Origin of the sequence: Paracoccus zeaxanthinifaciens ATCC 21588, assembly GCF_000420145.1 — a bacterium.
In the GTDB taxonomy this organism is placed as follows: Bacteria; Pseudomonadota; Alphaproteobacteria; order Rhodobacterales; family Rhodobacteraceae; genus Paracoccus; species Paracoccus zeaxanthinifaciens.
In genome coordinates, this window is record NZ_ATUJ01000002.1 from 192,042 (window position 1) to 210,575 (window position 18,534).

Below are 18,534 nucleotides of genomic sequence, written 5' to 3' on the forward strand. Positions count from 1 at the left end.
GATGACATTGGAACTGCGGGGCGCTGCGAAGTCGGTCGAGGGTCAGGTGCATATCCACCCGACCGACCTGCGCCTGGAAAAGGGCACGATGAACGTGCTGCTGGGGCCGACGCTGTCGGGCAAGACGTCGCTGATGCGGCTGATGGCGGGGCTGGACCGCCCGACCGAGGGGCGCATCTTCTGGGAAGGCCAGGACGTCACCGGCATGCGCGTGCAGGACCGCAAGGTCGCGATGGTCTATCAGCAGTTCGTCAACTATCCGGCGATGACGGTCTTCGACAACATCGCATCGCCCCTGCGACTGCTGGGCGTGCCGCGCCCCGAGATCGAGCGCCGCGTCCACGAGGCCGCCGAGATGATGCGCCTGACGCCGATGCTGGAACGCAAGCCGCTGGAACTGTCGGGCGGGCAGCAGCAGCGCTGCGCCCTTGCGCGCGCGCTGGTCAAGGATGCGGGCCTCGTGCTGCTGGACGAGCCGCTGGCCAATCTGGATTACAAGCTGCGCGAGGAATTGCGGGTCGAGATCCCGCGCATCTTCGAGGCATCCGGCGCGATCTTCGTCTATGCCACGACCGAACCCGAAGAGGCGCTTCTGCTGGGCGGCAACACCGCCACCCTGTGGGAGGGGCGCGTCACGCAGTTCGGCCCGACCGCAGGCGTCTATCGCCGTCCGGTCGATGCGACGACGGCGCGGGTCTTCTCGGACCCGCCGATGAATTTCCTGGACGTGACGGTCGCGAACGGACGGGCCAGCGCCGATGGTGCCCCGCTGGAGGGCGCGCCCTTCGCGGGCCTTGCCGATGGCCGCTATCGCGCGGGGTTCCGCCCCAACCACCTGATGATCGCCGATCCCGGCACCCGCGCCCTGCGCTTCGAAGCCAGCCTGGGCGTGACCGAGCTGACGGGGTCCGAGACCTTCGTGCACCTGGATCGCGGGCAGGAACGGTGGGTCGGGCTGGTCCACGGCGTCCACGACCTGCCGATCGGGCAGGTCATGCCGGTCTGGCTGGAGCCGCGCCACGTCTATGTCTTCGGCGAAGACGGCGCGCTGGTCACGCCCGCCGCCTATGCCGACGCAGCCTGAGGGAGGGGACCGATGGCACAGATCACGCTGGACAACCTGGCGCATTCCTATCTGGCGGACCCGAAGGGCCCCGATGATTTCGCGCTGAAGGAACTGAACCACGTCTGGGAGGACGGCGCCGCCTATGCGCTGCTGGGCAGTTCGGGCTGCGGGAAATCGACGCTGCTGAACATCATCTCGGGGCTGCTGCGCCCGTCGCAGGGGCGCATCCTGTTCGACGGGCAGGACATGACCGATGCGCCGACGGCGGAACGCAACATCGCGCAGGTGTTCCAGTTCCCGGTCGTCTACGACACGATGTCCGTGCGCGAGAACCTGGCATTCCCGCTGCGCAACCGCGGCCGCCCCGAAGCCTATGTGGCCGAACGCGTGGCCGAGATCGCGGCGATGATCGGGATGGAGCACATGCTGGACCGCAAGGCGCGCGGGCTGACGGCGGATGCCAAGCAGAAGATCAGCCTTGGGCGCGGCATGGTCCGCAAGGACGTGAACGCGCTTCTGTTCGATGAACCCCTGACCGTCATCGACCCGCACATGAAATGGGAGCTGCGCACCCAGCTGAAGAAGCTGCATCACGATTTCGGCCACACGATGATCTATGTCACCCATGACCAGACCGAGGCGCTGACCTTCGCCGACAAGGTGGTGGTGATGTATGACGGCCGCGTCGTGCAGATCGGAACCCCCGACGAGCTGTTCGAGCGGCCCGAGCATACCTTCGTCGGATATTTCATCGGCTCGCCCGGGATGAACCTTCTGCCCGCCGAGGTCGCGGGCGCCGAGGCGCGCATCCCCGGCGGCACCGTTCCGCTGGCGGGCCATTACGGCACGCCGCAGGGTCGCCTGCAGCTGGGCATCCGCCCCGAGCATCTGCGCCTGAGCGATGCGGACGGCCTGCCCGTCACGATCCGCCGGATCGAGGATGTGGGCCGCCACCGCATCGTGCGCGCCGATCTTGCGGGCCACGAGCTGAACATCATCGCCCCCGAGGATCAGCCCCTGGGAGAGGGCATGAACCGGGTCGTCGTCGATCCCGCCAAGGTCAGCATCTATGCCGACGACTGGCGCGTGACCGCGGCCTGAGCGCAGGGGAGGGAGGAGAGACATGGACAAACCCGTCAATCACAAGGCCTGGTTCCTTGTCCTGCCGGTGCTGGTTCTGGTGGCCTTCTCGGCGGTAATCCCGCTGATGACGGTCGTCAACTACTCGGTGCAGGACACGTTCGGCAACAACGTGTTCTTCTGGAACGGCCTCGGCTGGTTCGAGGACCTGCTGTCATCCGAGCGGATGTGGAACGCGCTTGGCCGCCAGCTGATCTTTTCCGGCGTGATCATCGCGATCGAGATTCCCCTGGGCATCTTCGTGGCGCTGAACATGCCCAAGCGCGGCGTCTGGGCCAGCGTGGTGCTGGTGCTGATGTCGCTGCCCTTGCTGATCCCGTGGAACGTGGTCGGCACGATCTGGCAGATCTTCGGGCGCGTCGATATCGGGCTGCTGGGCTACGGGCTGGACGCGTTGGGCATCGACTACAACTATACCCAGAACCCGATCCATGCCTGGATCACGGTCGTGGTGATGGATGTCTGGCACTGGACGTCGCTGGTGGCGCTGCTGGCCTATGCGGGGCTGCAATCCATCCCCGACGCCTATTACCAGGCGGCCAAGATCGACCAGGCCAGCCGCTGGAAGGTCTTCCGCTTCATCGAGCTGCCGAAGATGGCGGGCGTGCTGATGATCGCCGTGCTGCTGCGCTTCATGGACAGCTTCATGATCTATACCGAGCCGTTCGTGCTGACGGGGGGCGGTCCGGGCAATGCCACGACCTTCCTGTCGATCGACCTGGTGAAGATGGCGCTCGGGCAGTTCGACCTGGGGCCGGCGGCGGCATTCTCGTTGATGTACTTCCTGGTGATCCTGCTGATCTCGTGGGTGTTCTACACCGTGATGACCAATCTCGACAAAAGGGGGGGCTGAGCCATGGCGACCGAAAAATCGCGCGGCAGCGCCGTGGTCATGGTGCTGTATCTTCTGTTCCTGATGCTGCCGATCTACTGGCTGCTGAACATGAGCCTGAAGACCAATACCGAGATCACCGGCAGCTTCAGCCTGTGGCCGCAAAACCTGACGCTGCAGAACTATGTCACGATCCTGACGGATCCCAGCTGGTACATGGGATACGTGAACAGCCTGGCCTATGTGGCGATGAACACCGTCATCTCGGTCGGCGTGGCGCTGCCCGCGGCCTATGCCTTCAGCCGGTACCGGTTCATGGGCGATAAGCACCTGTTCTTCTGGCTGCTGACGAACCGCATGGCGCCGCCCGCCGTCTTCGCGCTGCCGTTCTTCCAGCTCTACTCCTCGGTCGGGCTGTTCGACACGCATATCGCGGTGGCGCTGGCGCATTGCCTGTTCAACGTGCCGCTTGCCGTCTGGATCCTCGAAGGCTTCATGCGCGGCGTCCCCAAGGAGATCGACGAGACCGCCTATATCGACGGGTATTCCTTCGGACGCTTCTTCGTGAAGATCTTCATGCCGCTGATTTCCTCGGGGATCGGGGTTGCCGCCTTCTTCTGCTTCATGTTCAGCTGGGTCGAGCTGCTGCTGTCCAGGACGCTGACCTCGGTCGCGGCCAAGCCGATCGCGGCGACCATGACCCGGACGCAGGGGGCTTCGGGCGTGGACTGGGGGGTGCTGGCAGCCGCGGGCATCCTGACCATCGTGCCGGGCGCGCTGGTCATCTGGTTCGTGCGGAACTACATCGCCAAGGGCTTTGCCCTGGGCCGCGTGTAAGGGGGAACGCGCATGTCATGGATGGCCTGGACCCTGCCGACGGGGATCTTCTTCGGCACCATCGCCTGCCTGCTGGTGATCTTCACGATCCTGGCGGTCCGGTTCCCGGAAACGCCGCGCACCGGCGTCCTGGGGATCGAGACCACGCGCGGCGACCGCCTGTTCATCACGCTTCTCGGCTCGGCCTTCATCAACCTCGCATGGCTGGGGTTGACGGGGATGCCGCAGCCCTGGGCGATGCTGGTCTGCCTGATCTGGGCCGCCGCCGTGTTCCGGTGGGTCTGATCGGGAACGTCCGCCGGGGCTGGAGGGGCCCGGCGCAAGTCAACGCTTCAACGGGAGGGAAAAGATGAAGCTGAAACCGCAACTGGTGACGACCACCGCGCTGGTCATGGCCATGGCCGGCCCCGCGCTGGCCGACATGGAGGCCGCGAAGGCCTTCCTCGACTCCGAGATCGGCGACATGTCGGTCCTGAGCCGCGAGGATCAGGAGGCCGAGATGCAGTGGTTCGTCGACGCCGCCGAACCGCTGAAGGGCATGTCGATCAACGTCGTGTCCGAGACGATCACCACCCATGAATACGAAAGCCGCGTGCTGGCGCCCGCCTTCACCGCCATCACCGGGATCGAGGTCACCCACGACCTGATCGGCGAGGGCGACGTGGTCGAGAAGCTGCAGACCCAGATGCAGACCGGCGAGAACGTCTATGACATGTATGTCAACGACGCCGACCTGATCGGGACGCATTGGCGTTACCAGCAGGTCCGCAACATGACCGACTGGATGGCGGGCGAGGGGGCCGACTTCACGAACCCCGACCTGGATCTGGACGACTTCATCGGGCTGGCCTCGACCACGGGTCCCGACGACAAGCTGTACCAGCTGCCGGTCCAGCAGTTCGCCAACCTCTACTGGTTCCGCCACGACTGGTTCACCGACCCCGAGATCATGGCCGCCTTCAAGGAGGAATACGGCTATGACCTGGGCGTGCCGGTCAACTGGTCGGCCTACGAGGACATCGCCAAGTTCTTCACCGGCCGCGAGATCGACGGCCAGGAAGTCTGGGGCAACATGGATTACGGCAAGAAGGACCCCAGCCTCGGCTGGCGCTTCACCGATGCCTGGATGTCCATGGCCGGCATGGGCGACAAGGGCGAACCCAACGGCTTCCCGGTCGACGAATGGGGCATCCGCGTCAACGAGGATTACCAGCCCGTGGGGTCCTGCGTGGCCCGTGGCGGCGCGACGAACAGCCCCGCCGCCGTCTATGCCATCGAGAAGTATATCGACTGGCTGAAGAACTATACGCCCCCCGCCGCGGGCGGCATGACCTTCAGCGAGGCCGGTCCGGTCCCCGCGCAGGGCAACATCGCGCAGCAGATGTTCTGGTACACCGCCTTCACCGCCGACATGGTCAAGGAAGGTCTGCCCGTCATGAACGAGGACGGCACGCCGAAATGGCGCATGGCCCCCTCGCCCTATGGCGCCTACTGGGAAGAGGGGATGAAGGTCGGCTATCAGGATGTCGGTTCGGCCACGCTGATGCAGTCCACCCCGGTGGATCGCGCGCAGGCCGCATGGCTCTATGCGCAGTTCATCGTGTCCAAGACCGTGGACACCAAGAAGAGCCATGTCGGCCTGACCTTCGTGCGCGACAGTTCGGTGCGCCACGAGAGCTTTACCGAACGTGCCCCGCAGCTGGGCGGCCTGGTCGAGTTCTACCGCTCGCCCGACCGCACGCGCTGGTCGGATACCGGCCTGAACGTGCCGGACTATCCGCGCCTTGCGCAGCTGTGGTGGCAGAATATCGGTGACGCGTCCTCGGGGGCGAAATCCGCGCAGGAGGCGCTGGACGCGCTGTGCGAACAGCAGGAAGCGGTCCTCGACCGGCTGGAACGTTCCGGCGTGCAGGGCGACCTGGGCCCGGTGCTGAACGAGGAGCAGGAGGCCCAGTACTGGCTGGACCAGCCCGGCGCCCCGAAGCCCAAGCTGGAAAACGAGAAGCCCGAGCCCAAGACCATTTCCTACGAGGAACTGATCACCCGCTGGCAGGAATGATCCTGCCCGCATGAGAACCGGAAGGGGCGCGGATCGACCGCGCCCCTTGCCGATGCCGCAGAAAGGATACCAAGGCATGACCCATATTCTGGCCATCGATCAGGGCACGACAAGTTCCCGCGCCATCGTCTTCGACGGCAGCATGGGTATCGTCGCGAAGGCGCAGGAGGAATTCACCCAGCACTTCCCGCGCTCGGGCTGGGTCGAACACGATCCGGGCGACCTGTGGGCATCGACCGCCGCGACCTGCCGCGCGGCCATCGAGAAGGCGGGCAACCCAACCATCGCGGCCATCGGCATCACCAACCAGCGCGAGACCACGCTGGTCTGGGACCGCAAGACCGGCAAGCCCGTCCACAACGCCATCGTCTGGCAGGACCGCCGCACCGCCGAATTCTGCCGAGAGCTGGAGGCCCAGGGCCACGGCCCGATGATCACCGACCGCACGGGTCTGCTGGTCGATCCCTATTTCTCGGCGACCAAGCTGAAATGGATCCTGGACAATGTCGAAGGCGCCCGCGCGCGCGCCGAGGCGGGCGACCTGGCCTTCGGCACCGTGGACAGCTGGCTGATCTGGAAGCTGACCGACGGCAAGGTCCATGCGACGGACGCCACGAACGCCGCCCGCACGATGCTGTACGACATCCACAAGGGCCGGTGGAGCACGACGATCTGCAAGCTGTTCGGCATCCCGCAGGCCATGCTGCCCGAAGTGCGCGACTGCGCCGCCGATTTCGGCGAGACGCGGGCCGACCTGTTCGGGCGCCCCATCCCGATCAGCGGCGTCGCGGGCGACCAGCAGGCCGCGACCCTGGGGCAGGCGTGCTTCCAGCCGGGCATGATGAAATCGACCTATGGTACGGGCTGCTTCGCGCTGCTGAACACCGGCGACAAGCCCGTCGCCTCGACCAAGCGGCTGTTGACGACCATCGCCTATCAGCTGGACGGCAAGCCGACCTATGCGCTGGAGGGGTCGATCTTCATCGCGGGCGCGGTGGTGCAGTGGCTGCGCGACGGGCTGCAGATCATCCGCGACGCAGCCGAGACGCAGCCCCTGGCCGAACGCGCCGATCCGGAACAGAACCTGGTGCTGGTTCCCGCCTTCACGGGTCTTGGCGCGCCCTATTGGCAGCCCGATTGCCGCGGCGCGATCTATGGCCTGACGCGCAATTCCGGGCCCGCCGAATTCGCCCGCGCCGCGTTGGAGAGCGTGGGCTATCAGACGCGCGACCTGCTGGAGGCGATGCAGGCCGACTGGAACCCCGAGGGCCAGCCCGCCCTGCGCGTCGATGGCGGCATGAGCGCGTCCGACTGGGCGATGCAGTTCCTGTCGGACATCCTCGGCACGCAGGTCGACCGCCCGCAGGTGCTGGAGACGACGGCCCTTGGCGCGGCATGGCTGGCGGGTCGTCACAACGGCATCTATCCCGACCAAGAGGGGTTCGCGAAGGCATGGGCGCTGGACCGCAGCTTCCAGCCCGAAATGCAACCCGAGGATCGCGATGCCCGCGTCGCCCGCTGGAAGCGCGCGGTCGAGGCCACGATGTCGATCTGACGGGGGTCGGCGCGGTCGCGCCATCGTGTATGGCGCGGCGTCGTGATCGGTCCAATTGGATGCGGATTGCGCTTGCGCGGGGCGCGCCGGGCGGGCAGCTTCGGTGGGGCAATCTTCTCGGTGTATCCCCCGCATGAAACCTGTGGCGCAGGCCGGAATGGCCAACATCCTGCTGATCGGCGCGGGTCACGCGCATCTCGTGGCCTTGCCCGCGCTGCGTCAGGCGCTGCCGAATGCGCGCATCACGCTGATCGATCCGGGGACCGAGGCCGCCTATTCCGGGATGCTGCCCGGCGTCGTCGCGGGTCATTACGACACGCCCCTGATGATGGCCCCGCTGGACCGCATCGCGCGGCGGCACAAGCTGCACCTGATGCGCGCCAGCGTGACGGGCATCGACCCCGAACGCCGCCTGGTCACGCTGATGGGGCCGCAGGGGACGGGGACGCGCAGCTACGACATCGCCTCGATCGACATTGGATCGCATGCCTGCCTGGGCGACATGCCGGGGTTCCGCGACCACGGCGTTCCGGTCAAGCCGGTCGGCGTCTTCCGCCGTCGCTGGCAGGATTTCGTGGCCGCCGCGCCCCCCGGCACGCCCGTCGCGCTGATCGGCGCGGGCCTTGCGGGGATCGAGATCGCCTTCGCCATCCGGCACTCGCATGACGGCCCCGTGACCGTCATCGACAGCGGCCGGACCGAGCTTGCGGGCCTGCCACCCCGCGCCGCGCGGCAGCTGCGCCACGAGATGGCCCTGAACGGCATCACCCTGCTGTCCGGGCATCGCGTCACCCGCGTCGCCGCGGATCACATCCTGCTGGATGACGGGCGGCGCATCGAGTGCGGGCTGGCGATCGGGGCGGCGGGCGCGCGCGCCTATGACTGGCCGCAGGCCTGTCTGCCGGTGGATGGGTCGGGGTTCATCCGCGTGGGGGCCGATCTGCGGGTGATGGGTCGCGACGACCTGTTCGCGGCCGGCGACTGCGCGGTCCAGACGACCGCGCCGCGCCCGCGAGCAGGGGTCTATGCCGTCAGGCAGGGGCCGCTTCTGGCCTGCAACATCGCGGCCTTGGCGCGGGGCAGGGCGCTCGATGCCTTCCACCCGCAGCACGATTATCTCAAGCTCGTATCGCTCGGGCAGCGCAGGGCGCTGGCGGTCTGGCGCGGGCTCAGCCTGCGGGGGCGGGCGGCCTGGTGGCTGAAGGACCGCATCGACCGCCGCTTCATGGCGGCGCTGCGCGACTGATCCCCCCTCGTCCGTTGCGGCGAAACCGGCTATGCAGATCGCGATCAGCGAACGGAGCCGAGACATGAGCCAGCAGAAAGTCATCTTCGATACCGATCCCGGCGTGGACGACGCGCTTGCGCTCTATTACCTGCTGCGCCATCCGGGGATCGACCTGCTGGGCGTGACCACGGTCTTCGGCAACGCCCCGGTCGAGGTGACGACCCGCAATGCCGCCTGGCTGCTGAAGCAATGGGGCCACGAGGACGTGCCCGTCCATGCGGGCGCGTCGGCCACGATGACCCCCGACATGGCCGAGGAATCCTTCCCGACCCATATCCACGGGCTGAACGGTCTTGGCGACATTCCGATCGACATGGCGGCGGGTCCGGTTTCCGAAACCGCGGCGCGCTTCATCATCGACACCGTCCGCGCCCATCCGGGCGAGGTGCGGCTTCTGGCCGTCGGGCGCATGACGAACCTCGCCCGCGCGCTGGCGCTGGACCCCGGCATCGCGCCCCTGGTCCGCGACGTCGTGATCATGGGCGGCGCCTTCCGTGTACCGGGCAACATCACCCCGGCTGCCGAGGCGAACATCTGGGGCGATGCGCTGGCCGCCGACGTGGTCTTTGGCGCGGAGTGGCCGGTCGTCGCGATCCCGCTGGACCTGACCACGCAGACCTTCATGGATGCGGCCACGCTGCAGGACCTTGCCCGTCGCGGCGGCGCGGGGATGGAGCTGGTGGCCGAGCTGTCGCAGGATTACGTCGGCTTCTATCGCGGGGCGGGCTATGACGGGATGCTGGTGCACGACTGCTGCGCGGCGGTCTATCTGACCGATCCCGACCTGTTCGACCTGGCGCGGGGCGAGGTTCGCGTCGTCGATCGCGGCATCGCCATCGGCCTGACGCTGTGCAACCCCGAGGACCGGAAGGGGCCGCTGGCCGACTGGGAGGGGCGGCCCCGGCAGTCCTATGCCCATGACGGGGACGCGCCCGCGATCCTGGCCCGCATCGATCAGGTCTGCACCGCGCGCTAGGCTGTCATGCGGCTGTCGCATTGTTCGACGAGAGCGAATTCAGAAGGTGCAAATCGGGGGCTAATCTTCCGGCGGCACGGGGCATATCTCCCGCTCATCCAAACGGACCTGATCGCAGGTACCGCGCAAGAACAAGGAGATATGAAATGAAACCTGTTGTGTTTGCTCTCGCCGCCCTCGCCCTCGCCACCGGTGCCGCACAGGCCAGCAGCCAGGGCCCGATCGCGGGTTCCGAGCGTGCGGCCCAGCCGACCGTCACCGTCGAAGTTCCCGCAGGTTCGGTCATGACCACCCGCGAACTGGCCGAAGCCGGTCTGGAGGCCTCGGACATCGTCAACGTGACCAAGGTCGCCGCGCCCGAAGGTCCGGTTGATAATTCCAGCCACGGCTACTACTAATCCGTGACCGATCTGCCCCGCGACGCGGGGCCTGACGGACCGCCCGCCCCGGCTTCGGGGGCAGGCGGTCCTTTTTGCGTTCACGCCCTGCGGAGCCATGTCATGGAACTCAAGCCCCTTCGAGCCTTCGTCGCCATCATCGAGGAGGGCAGCTTTGCAGGGGCCGCGCGCAGGCTGGGCATCTCCAAGAGCATGTGCAGCAAGATGATCTCGGATCTCGAGGCGGATCTGGGCGGGCGTCTGCTGTCGCGTTCGACCCGCGCGGTCAAGCCGACGGCGGTGGGGCTGGCCTTCCATGCCGAGCTGACGCAGATCCTGGGGCAGCTGGACGCCGCCGCCGAGGCCGTGAAGGCCGCGGGCGAACATCCGGCGGGCCCGCTGCGCATCGCGGCGCCCGTGCAGTACACGCTGAAGGTTCTGCAACCGCACCTGTTCCGCTTCATGGACGACCATCCCGACATCCAGCTGGACCTGGTGCTGGAAGATGGCAGGTCCGACATGGTGCGCGAGGGGTTCGACGCCATGATCCGCATCGGAGAGCTGGAGGACAGCGCCCTGCACGCGCGCAGGCTGGACGACGCGCATATCCTGCTGGTCGCGGCGCCCGATTACATCCAGCGGCATGGCAGCCCCCGCATCCCCGCCGATCTGCGCGACCATGCCTGCCTGCATTACACCAACCTGCGCGGGCCGGGCACATGGCCGCTGCGCAACGGCAACGAGGTGATCTATCAGAAGATCACGCCCGCCTTTTCCAGCAACAACGGCGATCTTTTGCGTGCGATGGCGGTCGGCGGACGGGGCATCGCGCTGGCGCCCGAATTCCAGGTCGCCGCGGACCTGGCCGAGGGTCGGCTGGTGCAGGTCATGCCCGATTACGCGCTGCCGGGCGTTCCGGTCCATGTCGTCTATTCCAGCCGGAAACTGGTGACCGCGGCGCTTTCGCGGTTTCTGGACTTTCTCGGAGGGCTGAAGCTGGTCTAACATCCTCGCGCCACAGTGACGCAGTGTCACGTGTTCTGTTTGTGGCATTGTACATGGTGCGGAGGGTTTTGACGTGCTGGTCGAGGATATTGCCATCATCGGCGCCGGGATCACGGGGATCACCTGTGGGCGGGCGCTTTCGCGCCGGGGGCTGAGCGTTCGCCTGTTCGACAAGGGGCGTTCCATCGGCGGACGTCTTGCATCGCGCTGCACGGGCGACGGGATGCATTTCGACCACGGTGCGCAGGGGATCCAGTGTTCCACCCCCGAATTCCACGCCTTCCTTAAAAAGGCCGGTGCCAGGCTGGCCCATTGGTCCATCGGACCGGGCGACGAATGGTGCATCGGAACGCCCACGATGGTGGACCTGCCCCGCGCGCTGGCCTCGGGGCTGGAGGTGGTGCAGGGCGTCCGGATCGAGCGGATCGTCTTCGACGGCCATATATGGAGCCTGCTGTCCGGCAACGAGGTCTTTCGCGCAAGGCAGCTGGTGCTGGCCATCCCCGCGCCCCAGGCGGCCGAGCTGCTGGGCGAGACGCATCCCCTCTATGACCGCCTGATGCAGGTGCGCTTCCATGCCTGCGCCACGCTGATGGCGGGGGTCGATGCGCCCGCGCCCTTCACGACGCGGATCGGGCGGGGGGCGATGTCATGGATCGCCAATGACGGCGCGAAGCCGGGCCGGGAAGGGCAGCGGCTGACCACCTGGGTCGCGCAGGCCGATCCCGATTTCAGCGCGCGCCATGTCGACACGCCGTTGCCCGAGCTGGCCGAAATCATGGCCCCCGAGCTGCTGCGCGTCATCCAGGCCCCGCCCGAGGCGCTGAAGCATGCCGTCGCGCATCGCTGGCTCTATTCCCAGGCGTCGCATCCGCTTGGGGCGCCGTTCCTTGCGGACCAGGCCAGCGCGGTGATCGTGGGCGGCGACTGGACGCTTGGCCCCTATGCCGAGGATGGCTGGGCCAGCGGCCGAGAGATGGCGGGCCACCTGCTGGCGCGGGGTGTCGATGAACGATGAGCCGCGCATCCGGCCGGTCCCGCAGGGGCGGCTGTCGCGCATGGCGCGGATCGGGGGGCTTGCCGGGGGCATGGGGGCGCGCGCCATGGCGACGGGGCTTCGGGAAATCGCGCAGGGCAGGCGGCCCTCGGCATCGCAGCTGTTCCTGACGCCGGGGAACGCCCTGCGGCTGACCGACCAGCTGTCGCGGATGCGCGGGGCCGCGATGAAGCTGGGGCAGCTGATCTCGATGGATGCGGGGGCGGTGCTGCCGCCCGAGCTGGCGCAGGTGATGGCGCGGTTGCGTGCCGACGCGGACCACATGCCACCCCGGCAGTTGCGCAGCCAGCTGGACGCCGCCTGGGGCGAAGGCTGGATCCACCGCTTCGACCGGTTCGAGACCCGCCCCATCGCCGCGGCCTCGATCGGGCAGGTCCATCGCGCAAGGCTGAAGGACGGTCGCGACCTTGCGATCAAGGTGCAGTATCCGGGCGTCGCGGACAGCATCGACAGCGATCTGTCGAACCTCGGGATGCTGCTGCGAATGCCGGGGGTGACGCCGCCGGGGATCGACCTGCCCGCCCTGATGGACGAGGCCCGCACCCAGCTGCGCCAAGAGGCGGATTACCTGCAGGAGGCCCGCGCGATGCTGGCCTATGGCGCGCATCTGGCCGAGCGACCGCGCTTCACGCTGCCCCGGCCCGTGGAGGAGCTGACGACCGGCACCGTCCTTGCGATGGATTTCATCGACAGCCAGCCCATCGAGCTGCTGACCGACGCGCCGCAGGACCTGCGCGACCGCGTGGCATGCGACATGGTCCGGCTGGTCATCGACGAGCTGTTCCTGTTCGACCTGATGCAGACGGATCCGAACTTTGCCAATTTCCGCTGGTGCCCGTCGACACAGCGGATCGTCCTGCTGGATTTCGGCGCGACGCGCGGTTTCTCGGGGGCGGTGGCGCCTCGATACCTTGCGCTGCTTCGGGCGGGCCTTGGCGGCGACCGCGGCTCGATCGCGGATGCCGCCATCGCCATCGGATATTTCCGCTCTGAGACCCCGCCCGATCACCGCGAGGCGCTTCTGGACATGATGGAGATCGCTTTCCAGCCTCTGCGGCAGGGCGGGGTCTTCGATGTCGCCAGAACGACCATCCCGCAGCAGATCGCCGATCTGGCGATGGACCTTGCCCGCACCCGCAGCGCCGCCGAGATGCCCCCGCCCGAGATCCTGTTCCTACATCGCAAGCTGGGCGGGCTGTATCTGCTGCTGGCACGGCTGCGCGCGCGGGTCGATCTGGACGCGCTGTTCGATCCGGCCGATCTGCAGGCGCGGCTGGACGCGCGTTAATCGGCCAGCCGGTCGCCGACCAGCCGGTCGATACGGCGGAACTCGTCCGCCATCGCGTGATCCAGCGCCTGCCCCTCGGACGGGACGGCGCCCGGGTCCTCCTGCCCGTCGCGGGGCAGGCTGCGATCGGACATGAAGCCGCGGATCTCGTCCCGCGCGGCATCGGGCATGGCCGCGATCAGCCGCGCCAGCAGGCGGCGTTGAGCCAGAAGGCGGCCTTCGAATTCGGAAATCTGCCGGTTGTCCATCCCTGTCCCCTTTGTTCGCTGCGCGCCGCAATGAAAAGGGCGCGCAGGGGAAATCCCCCGCGCGCCCGAACGGTTCCCCGCAGGATGGGGCGTCAGGCCATCGCCTTGGCCTCGGCCCGGCGGGCATGCAGCGCAGGCTCGGTATAGCCCGAGGGTTGGCGCGTGCCGGTCAGGATCAGGTCGCGCGCGGCCTGGAAGGCGGGGCCGTCGAAGCCCGGCGCCATGGGGCGATAGGCCGGATCGCCCGCGTTCTGCGCATCGACCTTGGCGGCCATGCGGCGCAGCGCATCCTCGACCTGGTCGGTCGTGATCAGGCCATGCTCCAGCCAGTTCGCCAGATACTGCGCACTGATCCGGCAGGTGGCGCGATCCTCCATCAGGGCCACGTCGTCGATATCGGGCACCTTGGAGCAGCCGATGCCCTGGTCCACCCAACGCACGACATAGCCGAGGATACCCTGCGCGCTGTTTTCCAGTTCCCGCGCGATCTGGTCCGGGGCCATCGGCTCGGTCGCCAGCGCGGGGGTCAGCAGCGTGTCCAGATCGGGCAGCGCGTTGGCGGACATGCGGTCCTGGACCTGTGCCACATCGACGGCGTGGTAATGCATCGCGTGCAGCGTCGCCGCGGTCGGGCTGGGCACCCAAGCAGTCGTCGCGCCCGATTTCGGATGGCCGATCTTGGCCTCCAGCATCTCGGCCATGGCGTCGGGCTTGGCCCACATGCCCTTGCCGATCTGGGCGCGGCCCCGCATCCCGGCAGCAAGGCCGATCAGCACGTTGCGATCCTCGTAGGATTTCAGCCAGCTGGCCGATTTCAATCCGTCGCGGCCGACGAAGGCACCCGCCTGCATCGAGGTGTGGATCTCGTCTCCGGTACGGTCGAGGAAGCCGGTGTTGATGAAGAAGATCCGGTCGCGGATCGCGTGGATGCAGGCCGCGAGGTTCGCACTGGTGCGGCGTTCCTCGTCCATCAGGCCCAGCTTGACGGTATTGGCGGGCAGGCCCAGCACTTTCTCGACATGGGCGAAGATGCGGTTGGCGAAATCGGCCTCGGACGGGCCGTGCATCTTGGGCTTCACGACATAGATCGCGCCGCAGCGGCTGTTGCGCGGGCCCTCGGTCTTGGCCAAGTCGTGCATGGCGCAGGCGGTCGTGACCATCGCGTCCATCATCCCCTCGGGGGTGGGCTGGCCGTCCTTCAGCACCGCATCGGTGGTCATCAGGTGGCCGACATTGCGCACCAGCAGCAGCGCGCGGCCCTGCAGGGTCAGCTGGGACCCGTCGGGACGCGCGAAGACGCGGTCGCCCTGCAGGCGGCGGGTCATGTCCTTGTCGCCCTTCCGGAACGTCTCGGCCAGGTCGCCCTTCATCAGGCCCAGCCAGTTGCCATAGACGGCGACCTTGTCCTCGGCATCGACGGCGGCGACGCTGTCCTCGCAATCCTGGATGGCGCTGAGCGCGGCCTCCATCACGACGTCGCGCAGGCCGGATTTGGACGCGGCCCCGATCGGGTCGGTCGGGTCGATCACCAGTTCGACATGCAGTCCGTTATGGCGCAGCAGGTATCCGGTATCGCCGCCATCGCTGCGCGTGCCGACATATGCCGCCGGATGCGCCAGGCGCACGGGCTGGCCCGCGACGGTCGCGACCAGCCCCTGGTCGTCCGCGCCATAGCCCTCGACAGCGCTGTGGCTGCCGGCGGTCAGCGGGAAGGTCTCGTCCAGGAAGGCCGCGACGCGGGCCACGACGGCATCGCGGCGGTCGGCATCGAAGCCGCCGGTGGGCGCAGGGCCCATCACGTCCGACCCGTACATCGCATCATAGAGCGAGCCCCAACGCGCATTCGCCGCGTTCAGCGCGAAACGTGCATTGCTGACGGGCACGACCAGCTGCGGACCGGCAAGGGTCGCGATCTCGGGGTCGATATCGCCGTTCGCGATGGTGAAGGGCGCGGGCTCGGGGACGAGGTATCCGATCTCGGTCAGGAAGGCGCGATAGGCCGCGGCGTCCCAGGGCTGGTTGCCGCGGGCGCGGTGCCAGTCGTCGATCCGGGTCTGCAATTCCTCGCGCCGGGCCAGCAGGGCGCGGTTCTCCGGGGCGAAGCCGTCGATCAGCTCGGCATAGCCCTGCCAGAAGCGGTCGGCATCGACGCCCGTTCCCGGCAGCACGCTGGTTTCGATGAATTCGGCAAGTCGGGCATCGACGGCAAGGCCGTGGCGGTCGAGACGTTCGGTCATGGTTCCCCCTTCATGGCGCAGGAATTTCCCTTGGCGACAGGTCTAGGGCAGGGCGCGGGACTTGCCAAGAAATATTTTGGAATGTTTTTCCATTTATCGGCGACCCTCCGCCGGCAAAATGGGGCGCATGTCCGTTTTCGCGCCCGGAATGTCGCAAAAGGGCCAATAAGGCGCATGGCACCGATTATCGTTGGGGGAAGATGAACCCTTGCCGCACAGGAATCGCGCCGCGCCATGAACGAACACATCTCCACGGCCCAGCTGATCGCGGAACGCCAGCCGAACCATTCGCTGCCGCGCGATCTCTATTGCAGCGAGACGACCTTCCGCGACGACCTGGAGCATATCTGGTATCGCGAATGGCTGTTCGCGGGGCCGTCGGCGGAACTGCCCAAGACCGGCAGCTTCACCACGATGCAGGTGGGCGAATATCCGGTGATCGTGACGCGGGGCGCGGACGGGCGGATCAGGGCGTTCCACAATGTCTGCCGCCACCGGGGGCAGCGGCTGTGCGCGACGGCCAGCGGCACGAACCCCAAGCTGGTCTGCCCCTATCACCAATGGACCTACGACCTGGACGGCAAGCTGATCTTCGCGCGCGACATGGGGCCGGAGTTCGACGCGTCGAAATACGGGCTGAAGCCTGTCCACTGCGTCGATCTGGCGGGGATGATCTTCATCTGCCTTGCCCGCATCCCGCCCGCCATCAACGAGATGGCCGCCCAGTTGATGCGCTATCTGGGGGCGCATGGGCTGAAGGACGCGCGCATCGCGCACAGCTCGACCATCGTGGAAAAGGGCAACTGGAAGCTGGTGATCGAAAACAACCGCGAATGCTATCACTGCGGGGGCAGCCATCCGTCGCTGTGCCGCACCTATTCCGACGATCCCAGCATGACCGCGATGGAAGGCCCCGACAGCGCCAGCCCCGAGATCATCGCCCATTGGCGCCGCTGCGAGGATGCGGGCCTGCCCTCGCGCTTCGTGAACCACGACCGGATGCAATGGCGCCTTGCGCGCATCCCGCTGCTGAACGGGGCCGAAAGCTATACCCTCAGCGGCAAGAAGGCGGTGTCGCACCGCATGGGCACGATGCCCTTCGACGATGCAGGGGCGCTGCTGTTCTTCAACTATCCCAATACCTGGAACCACTTCCTGGCCGATCACGCCATCGTCTTCCGGGTGCTGCCCATCAGCCCCACGGAAACGCAGGTGACGACGCATTGGCTGGTGCCCGCAGGCGCGACCGAGGGGCGCGACTACGATCTGGACGACCTGACCCATGTCTGGATGCACACCAATGACGAGGACCGCCAGGTCGTCGAGGAGAACCAGGTGGGCATCCTGTCCCCCGCCTACGAGCCCGGCCCCTATTCGACCCTGCAGGAAGAGGGCGTGATCCAGTTCACCGACTGGTATTGCGCCACGATGACCGAACGGCTGGGTCCGCAGACCATGGCGGCCGAGTGATGGCGATGAAGCGACTGCGCCTGAACTGGTCGTCCGAGCCCTGGTCCGACGACGAGCCGCTTGAATGCGTCATGGTCACCCCCGAGACGCGCGATTGCGCGACCTTCACCTTCCGCGCGCCTTCGGGGGCGTGGTTCGACTATTCCCCCGGCCAGTTCATCACGCTGGACCTGCCAGTGCCGGGCGGCAATGTGCAGCGGACCTATACGATCAGCTCGTCGCCATCGCGTCCGCTGTCGATCTCGGTCACGGTCAAGGCGCAGCCGGATTCCGTGGGTACGCGCTGGATGCTGGACCACCTGCGCCCCGGCACGAGGCTGCGCGCCTTCGGTCCTGCGGGGATCTTCAGCTTCCACCAGCATCCGGCCCGCAAGTACCTGTTCATCTCGGCCGGGTCGGGGGTCACGCCGATGATGTCCATGACGACCTGGGCCTGGGACCAGGCGCAGGACACCGACATCGTGTTCGTCCACGCCGCCCGCACCCCGTCCGAGATCATCTTCCGCGAGCGGCTGGAACAGTTCGCGGCCCGCGTGCCGGGCGTCCAGCTGCGCTTCACCGTCGAAGAGCCCGAGCCCTACCAGACATGGCACGGATACCAGGGCCGCCTGTCGCAGATCATGCTGGGCCTGATGGCGCCGGACTATCTGGACCGAGAGGTGTTCTGCTGCGGCCCCGAGCCCTTCATGCAGGCGGTGCGGGAAATGCTCGGGTCGCTCGGCTACGACATGGACCGATACCACCAGGAAAGCTTCGGCGCCCCCGTCGCGACCGAGGCCGAGGCCCCCGTCATCGACGACGTGGCCCCGGACGAGGATGCGCGCGCGCAGGTGGTCTTTGCCGCAAGCGGCGTGTCGGCGGCCTGTTCGGAAACCGACACGGTCCTTGCCGTCGCCAAGCGCGCGGGCCTCAACATCCCCTCGGGCTGCACCTTCGGCCTGTGCGGTACCTGCCGGATCCGCAAACGCTCGGGCGAGGTGCACATGGTCCATAACGGCGGCATCAGCGACGAGGATATCGAGGACGGCTGGATCCTGGCCTGCTGCGCCAACCCCCTGGGCCGGGTCGAGGTCGAGGTCTGAGCGAACTTCCCATGCGG

The 18,534-nt window shown here is 67.2% G+C and carries 17 protein-coding genes; 15 read left to right on the plus strand and 2 right to left on the minus strand.

The genetic code is table 11. The features are described 5' to 3' along the window. Window position 1: 1 nt before the first annotated feature. The 13 genes from F804_RS0102715 to F804_RS15445 all read left to right on the plus strand — a co-directional run bounded on the left by F804_RS0102715 (window position 2) and on the right by F804_RS15445 (window position 13,480). On the plus strand, window positions 2-1,084 hold the full coding sequence (locus F804_RS0102715) for an ABC transporter ATP-binding protein (protein ID WP_028725537.1): 1,083 nt from the start codon (window positions 2-4) through the stop codon (window positions 1,082-1,084). Window positions 1,085-1,096: 12 nt separating this feature from the next. Then, window positions 1,097-2,167 carry an ABC transporter ATP-binding protein gene (locus tag F804_RS0102720; RefSeq protein ID WP_022706213.1) on the plus strand — a complete coding sequence of 357 codons (1,071 nt, stop codon included), beginning with the start codon at window positions 1,097-1,099 and terminating at the stop codon, window positions 2,165-2,167. Window positions 2,168-2,189: 22 nt separating this feature from the next. Next, window positions 2,190-3,059, plus strand: coding sequence for a carbohydrate ABC transporter permease (locus F804_RS0102725; RefSeq protein ID WP_022706214.1), 870 nt, complete (start codon window positions 2,190-2,192; stop codon window positions 3,057-3,059). 3 nt (window positions 3,060-3,062) lie between these two features. Continuing rightward, window positions 3,063-3,875 carry a carbohydrate ABC transporter permease gene (locus F804_RS0102730; protein ID WP_022706215.1) on the plus strand — a complete coding sequence of 271 codons (813 nt, stop codon included), beginning with the start codon at window positions 3,063-3,065 and terminating at the stop codon, window positions 3,873-3,875. 12 nt (window positions 3,876-3,887) lie between these two features. Next, on the plus strand, window positions 3,888-4,160 hold the full coding sequence (locus F804_RS0102735) for a DUF2160 domain-containing protein (RefSeq protein ID WP_022706216.1): 273 nt from the start codon (window positions 3,888-3,890) through the stop codon (window positions 4,158-4,160). 64 nt (window positions 4,161-4,224) lie between these two features. After that, the gene (locus F804_RS0102740; protein WP_022706217.1) at window positions 4,225-5,934 is read left to right on the plus strand and encodes an ABC transporter substrate-binding protein; all 1,710 of its coding nucleotides are present in this window, start codon (window positions 4,225-4,227) and stop codon (window positions 5,932-5,934) included. A gap of 76 nt (window positions 5,935-6,010) precedes the next feature. Beyond that, window positions 6,011-7,489, plus strand: coding sequence for a glycerol kinase GlpK (gene glpK, locus F804_RS0102745; RefSeq protein WP_022706218.1), 1,479 nt, complete (start codon window positions 6,011-6,013; stop codon window positions 7,487-7,489). A gap of 157 nt (window positions 7,490-7,646) precedes the next feature. Next, window positions 7,647-8,735, plus strand: a complete 1,089-nt coding sequence (locus F804_RS15440) for an FAD-dependent oxidoreductase (RefSeq protein ID WP_022706219.1) — start codon at window positions 7,647-7,649, stop codon at window positions 8,733-8,735. A 64-nt stretch (window positions 8,736-8,799) separates the two neighbouring features. Beyond that, window positions 8,800-9,753: a nucleoside hydrolase gene (locus F804_RS0102755; protein WP_040595635.1), complete on the plus strand. Its 954-nt coding sequence runs from the start codon at window positions 8,800-8,802 to the stop codon at window positions 9,751-9,753. A 146-nt stretch (window positions 9,754-9,899) separates the two neighbouring features. Next, window positions 9,900-10,151 carry a hypothetical protein gene (locus tag F804_RS0102760; RefSeq protein ID WP_022706221.1) on the plus strand — a complete coding sequence of 84 codons (252 nt, stop codon included), beginning with the start codon at window positions 9,900-9,902 and terminating at the stop codon, window positions 10,149-10,151. 102 nt (window positions 10,152-10,253) lie between these two features. Further along, complete coding sequence (locus tag F804_RS0102765; RefSeq protein WP_022706222.1) at window positions 10,254-11,135, plus strand: LysR family transcriptional regulator; 882 nt, start codon at window positions 10,254-10,256, stop codon at window positions 11,133-11,135. 73 nt (window positions 11,136-11,208) lie between these two features. Continuing rightward, the gene (locus tag F804_RS0102770) at window positions 11,209-12,153 is read left to right on the plus strand and encodes an NAD(P)/FAD-dependent oxidoreductase (protein ID WP_022706223.1); all 945 of its coding nucleotides are present in this window, start codon (window positions 11,209-11,211) and stop codon (window positions 12,151-12,153) included. Then, window positions 12,143-13,480: an ABC1 kinase family protein gene (locus tag F804_RS15445; protein WP_022706224.1), complete on the plus strand. Its 1,338-nt coding sequence runs from the start codon at window positions 12,143-12,145 to the stop codon at window positions 13,478-13,480. The genes F804_RS0102770 and F804_RS15445 overlap by 11 nt, the downstream gene beginning before the upstream one ends. Here the strand turns inward: F804_RS15445 and F804_RS0102780 are convergent. Both F804_RS0102780 and F804_RS0102785 read right to left on the minus strand, forming a co-directional pair. Beyond that, the gene (locus F804_RS0102780) at window positions 13,477-13,728 is read right to left on the minus strand and encodes a hypothetical protein (RefSeq protein ID WP_022706225.1); all 252 of its coding nucleotides are present in this window, start codon (window positions 13,726-13,728) and stop codon (window positions 13,477-13,479) included. The two genes, F804_RS15445 and F804_RS0102780, sit on opposite strands and share 4 nt — an antisense overlap. A 92-nt stretch (window positions 13,729-13,820) precedes the next feature. Next, the gene (locus tag F804_RS0102785) at window positions 13,821-15,965 is read right to left on the minus strand and encodes a malate synthase G (protein WP_022706226.1); all 2,145 of its coding nucleotides are present in this window, start codon (window positions 15,963-15,965) and stop codon (window positions 13,821-13,823) included. 234 nt (window positions 15,966-16,199) lie between these two features. On the opposite strand from F804_RS0102785, the gene F804_RS0102790 reads away from it, so the two are divergent. Together F804_RS0102790 and F804_RS0102795 are read left to right on the plus strand one after the other, a co-directional pair. After that, complete coding sequence (locus tag F804_RS0102790) at window positions 16,200-17,435, plus strand: aromatic ring-hydroxylating oxygenase subunit alpha (protein ID WP_022706227.1); 1,236 nt, start codon at window positions 16,200-16,202, stop codon at window positions 17,433-17,435. A gap of 5 nt (window positions 17,436-17,440) precedes the next feature. Then, window positions 17,441-18,517, plus strand: coding sequence for an FAD-binding oxidoreductase (locus F804_RS0102795; protein WP_028725540.1), 1,077 nt, complete (start codon window positions 17,441-17,443; stop codon window positions 18,515-18,517). Window positions 18,518-18,534: the final 17 nt, after the last annotated feature.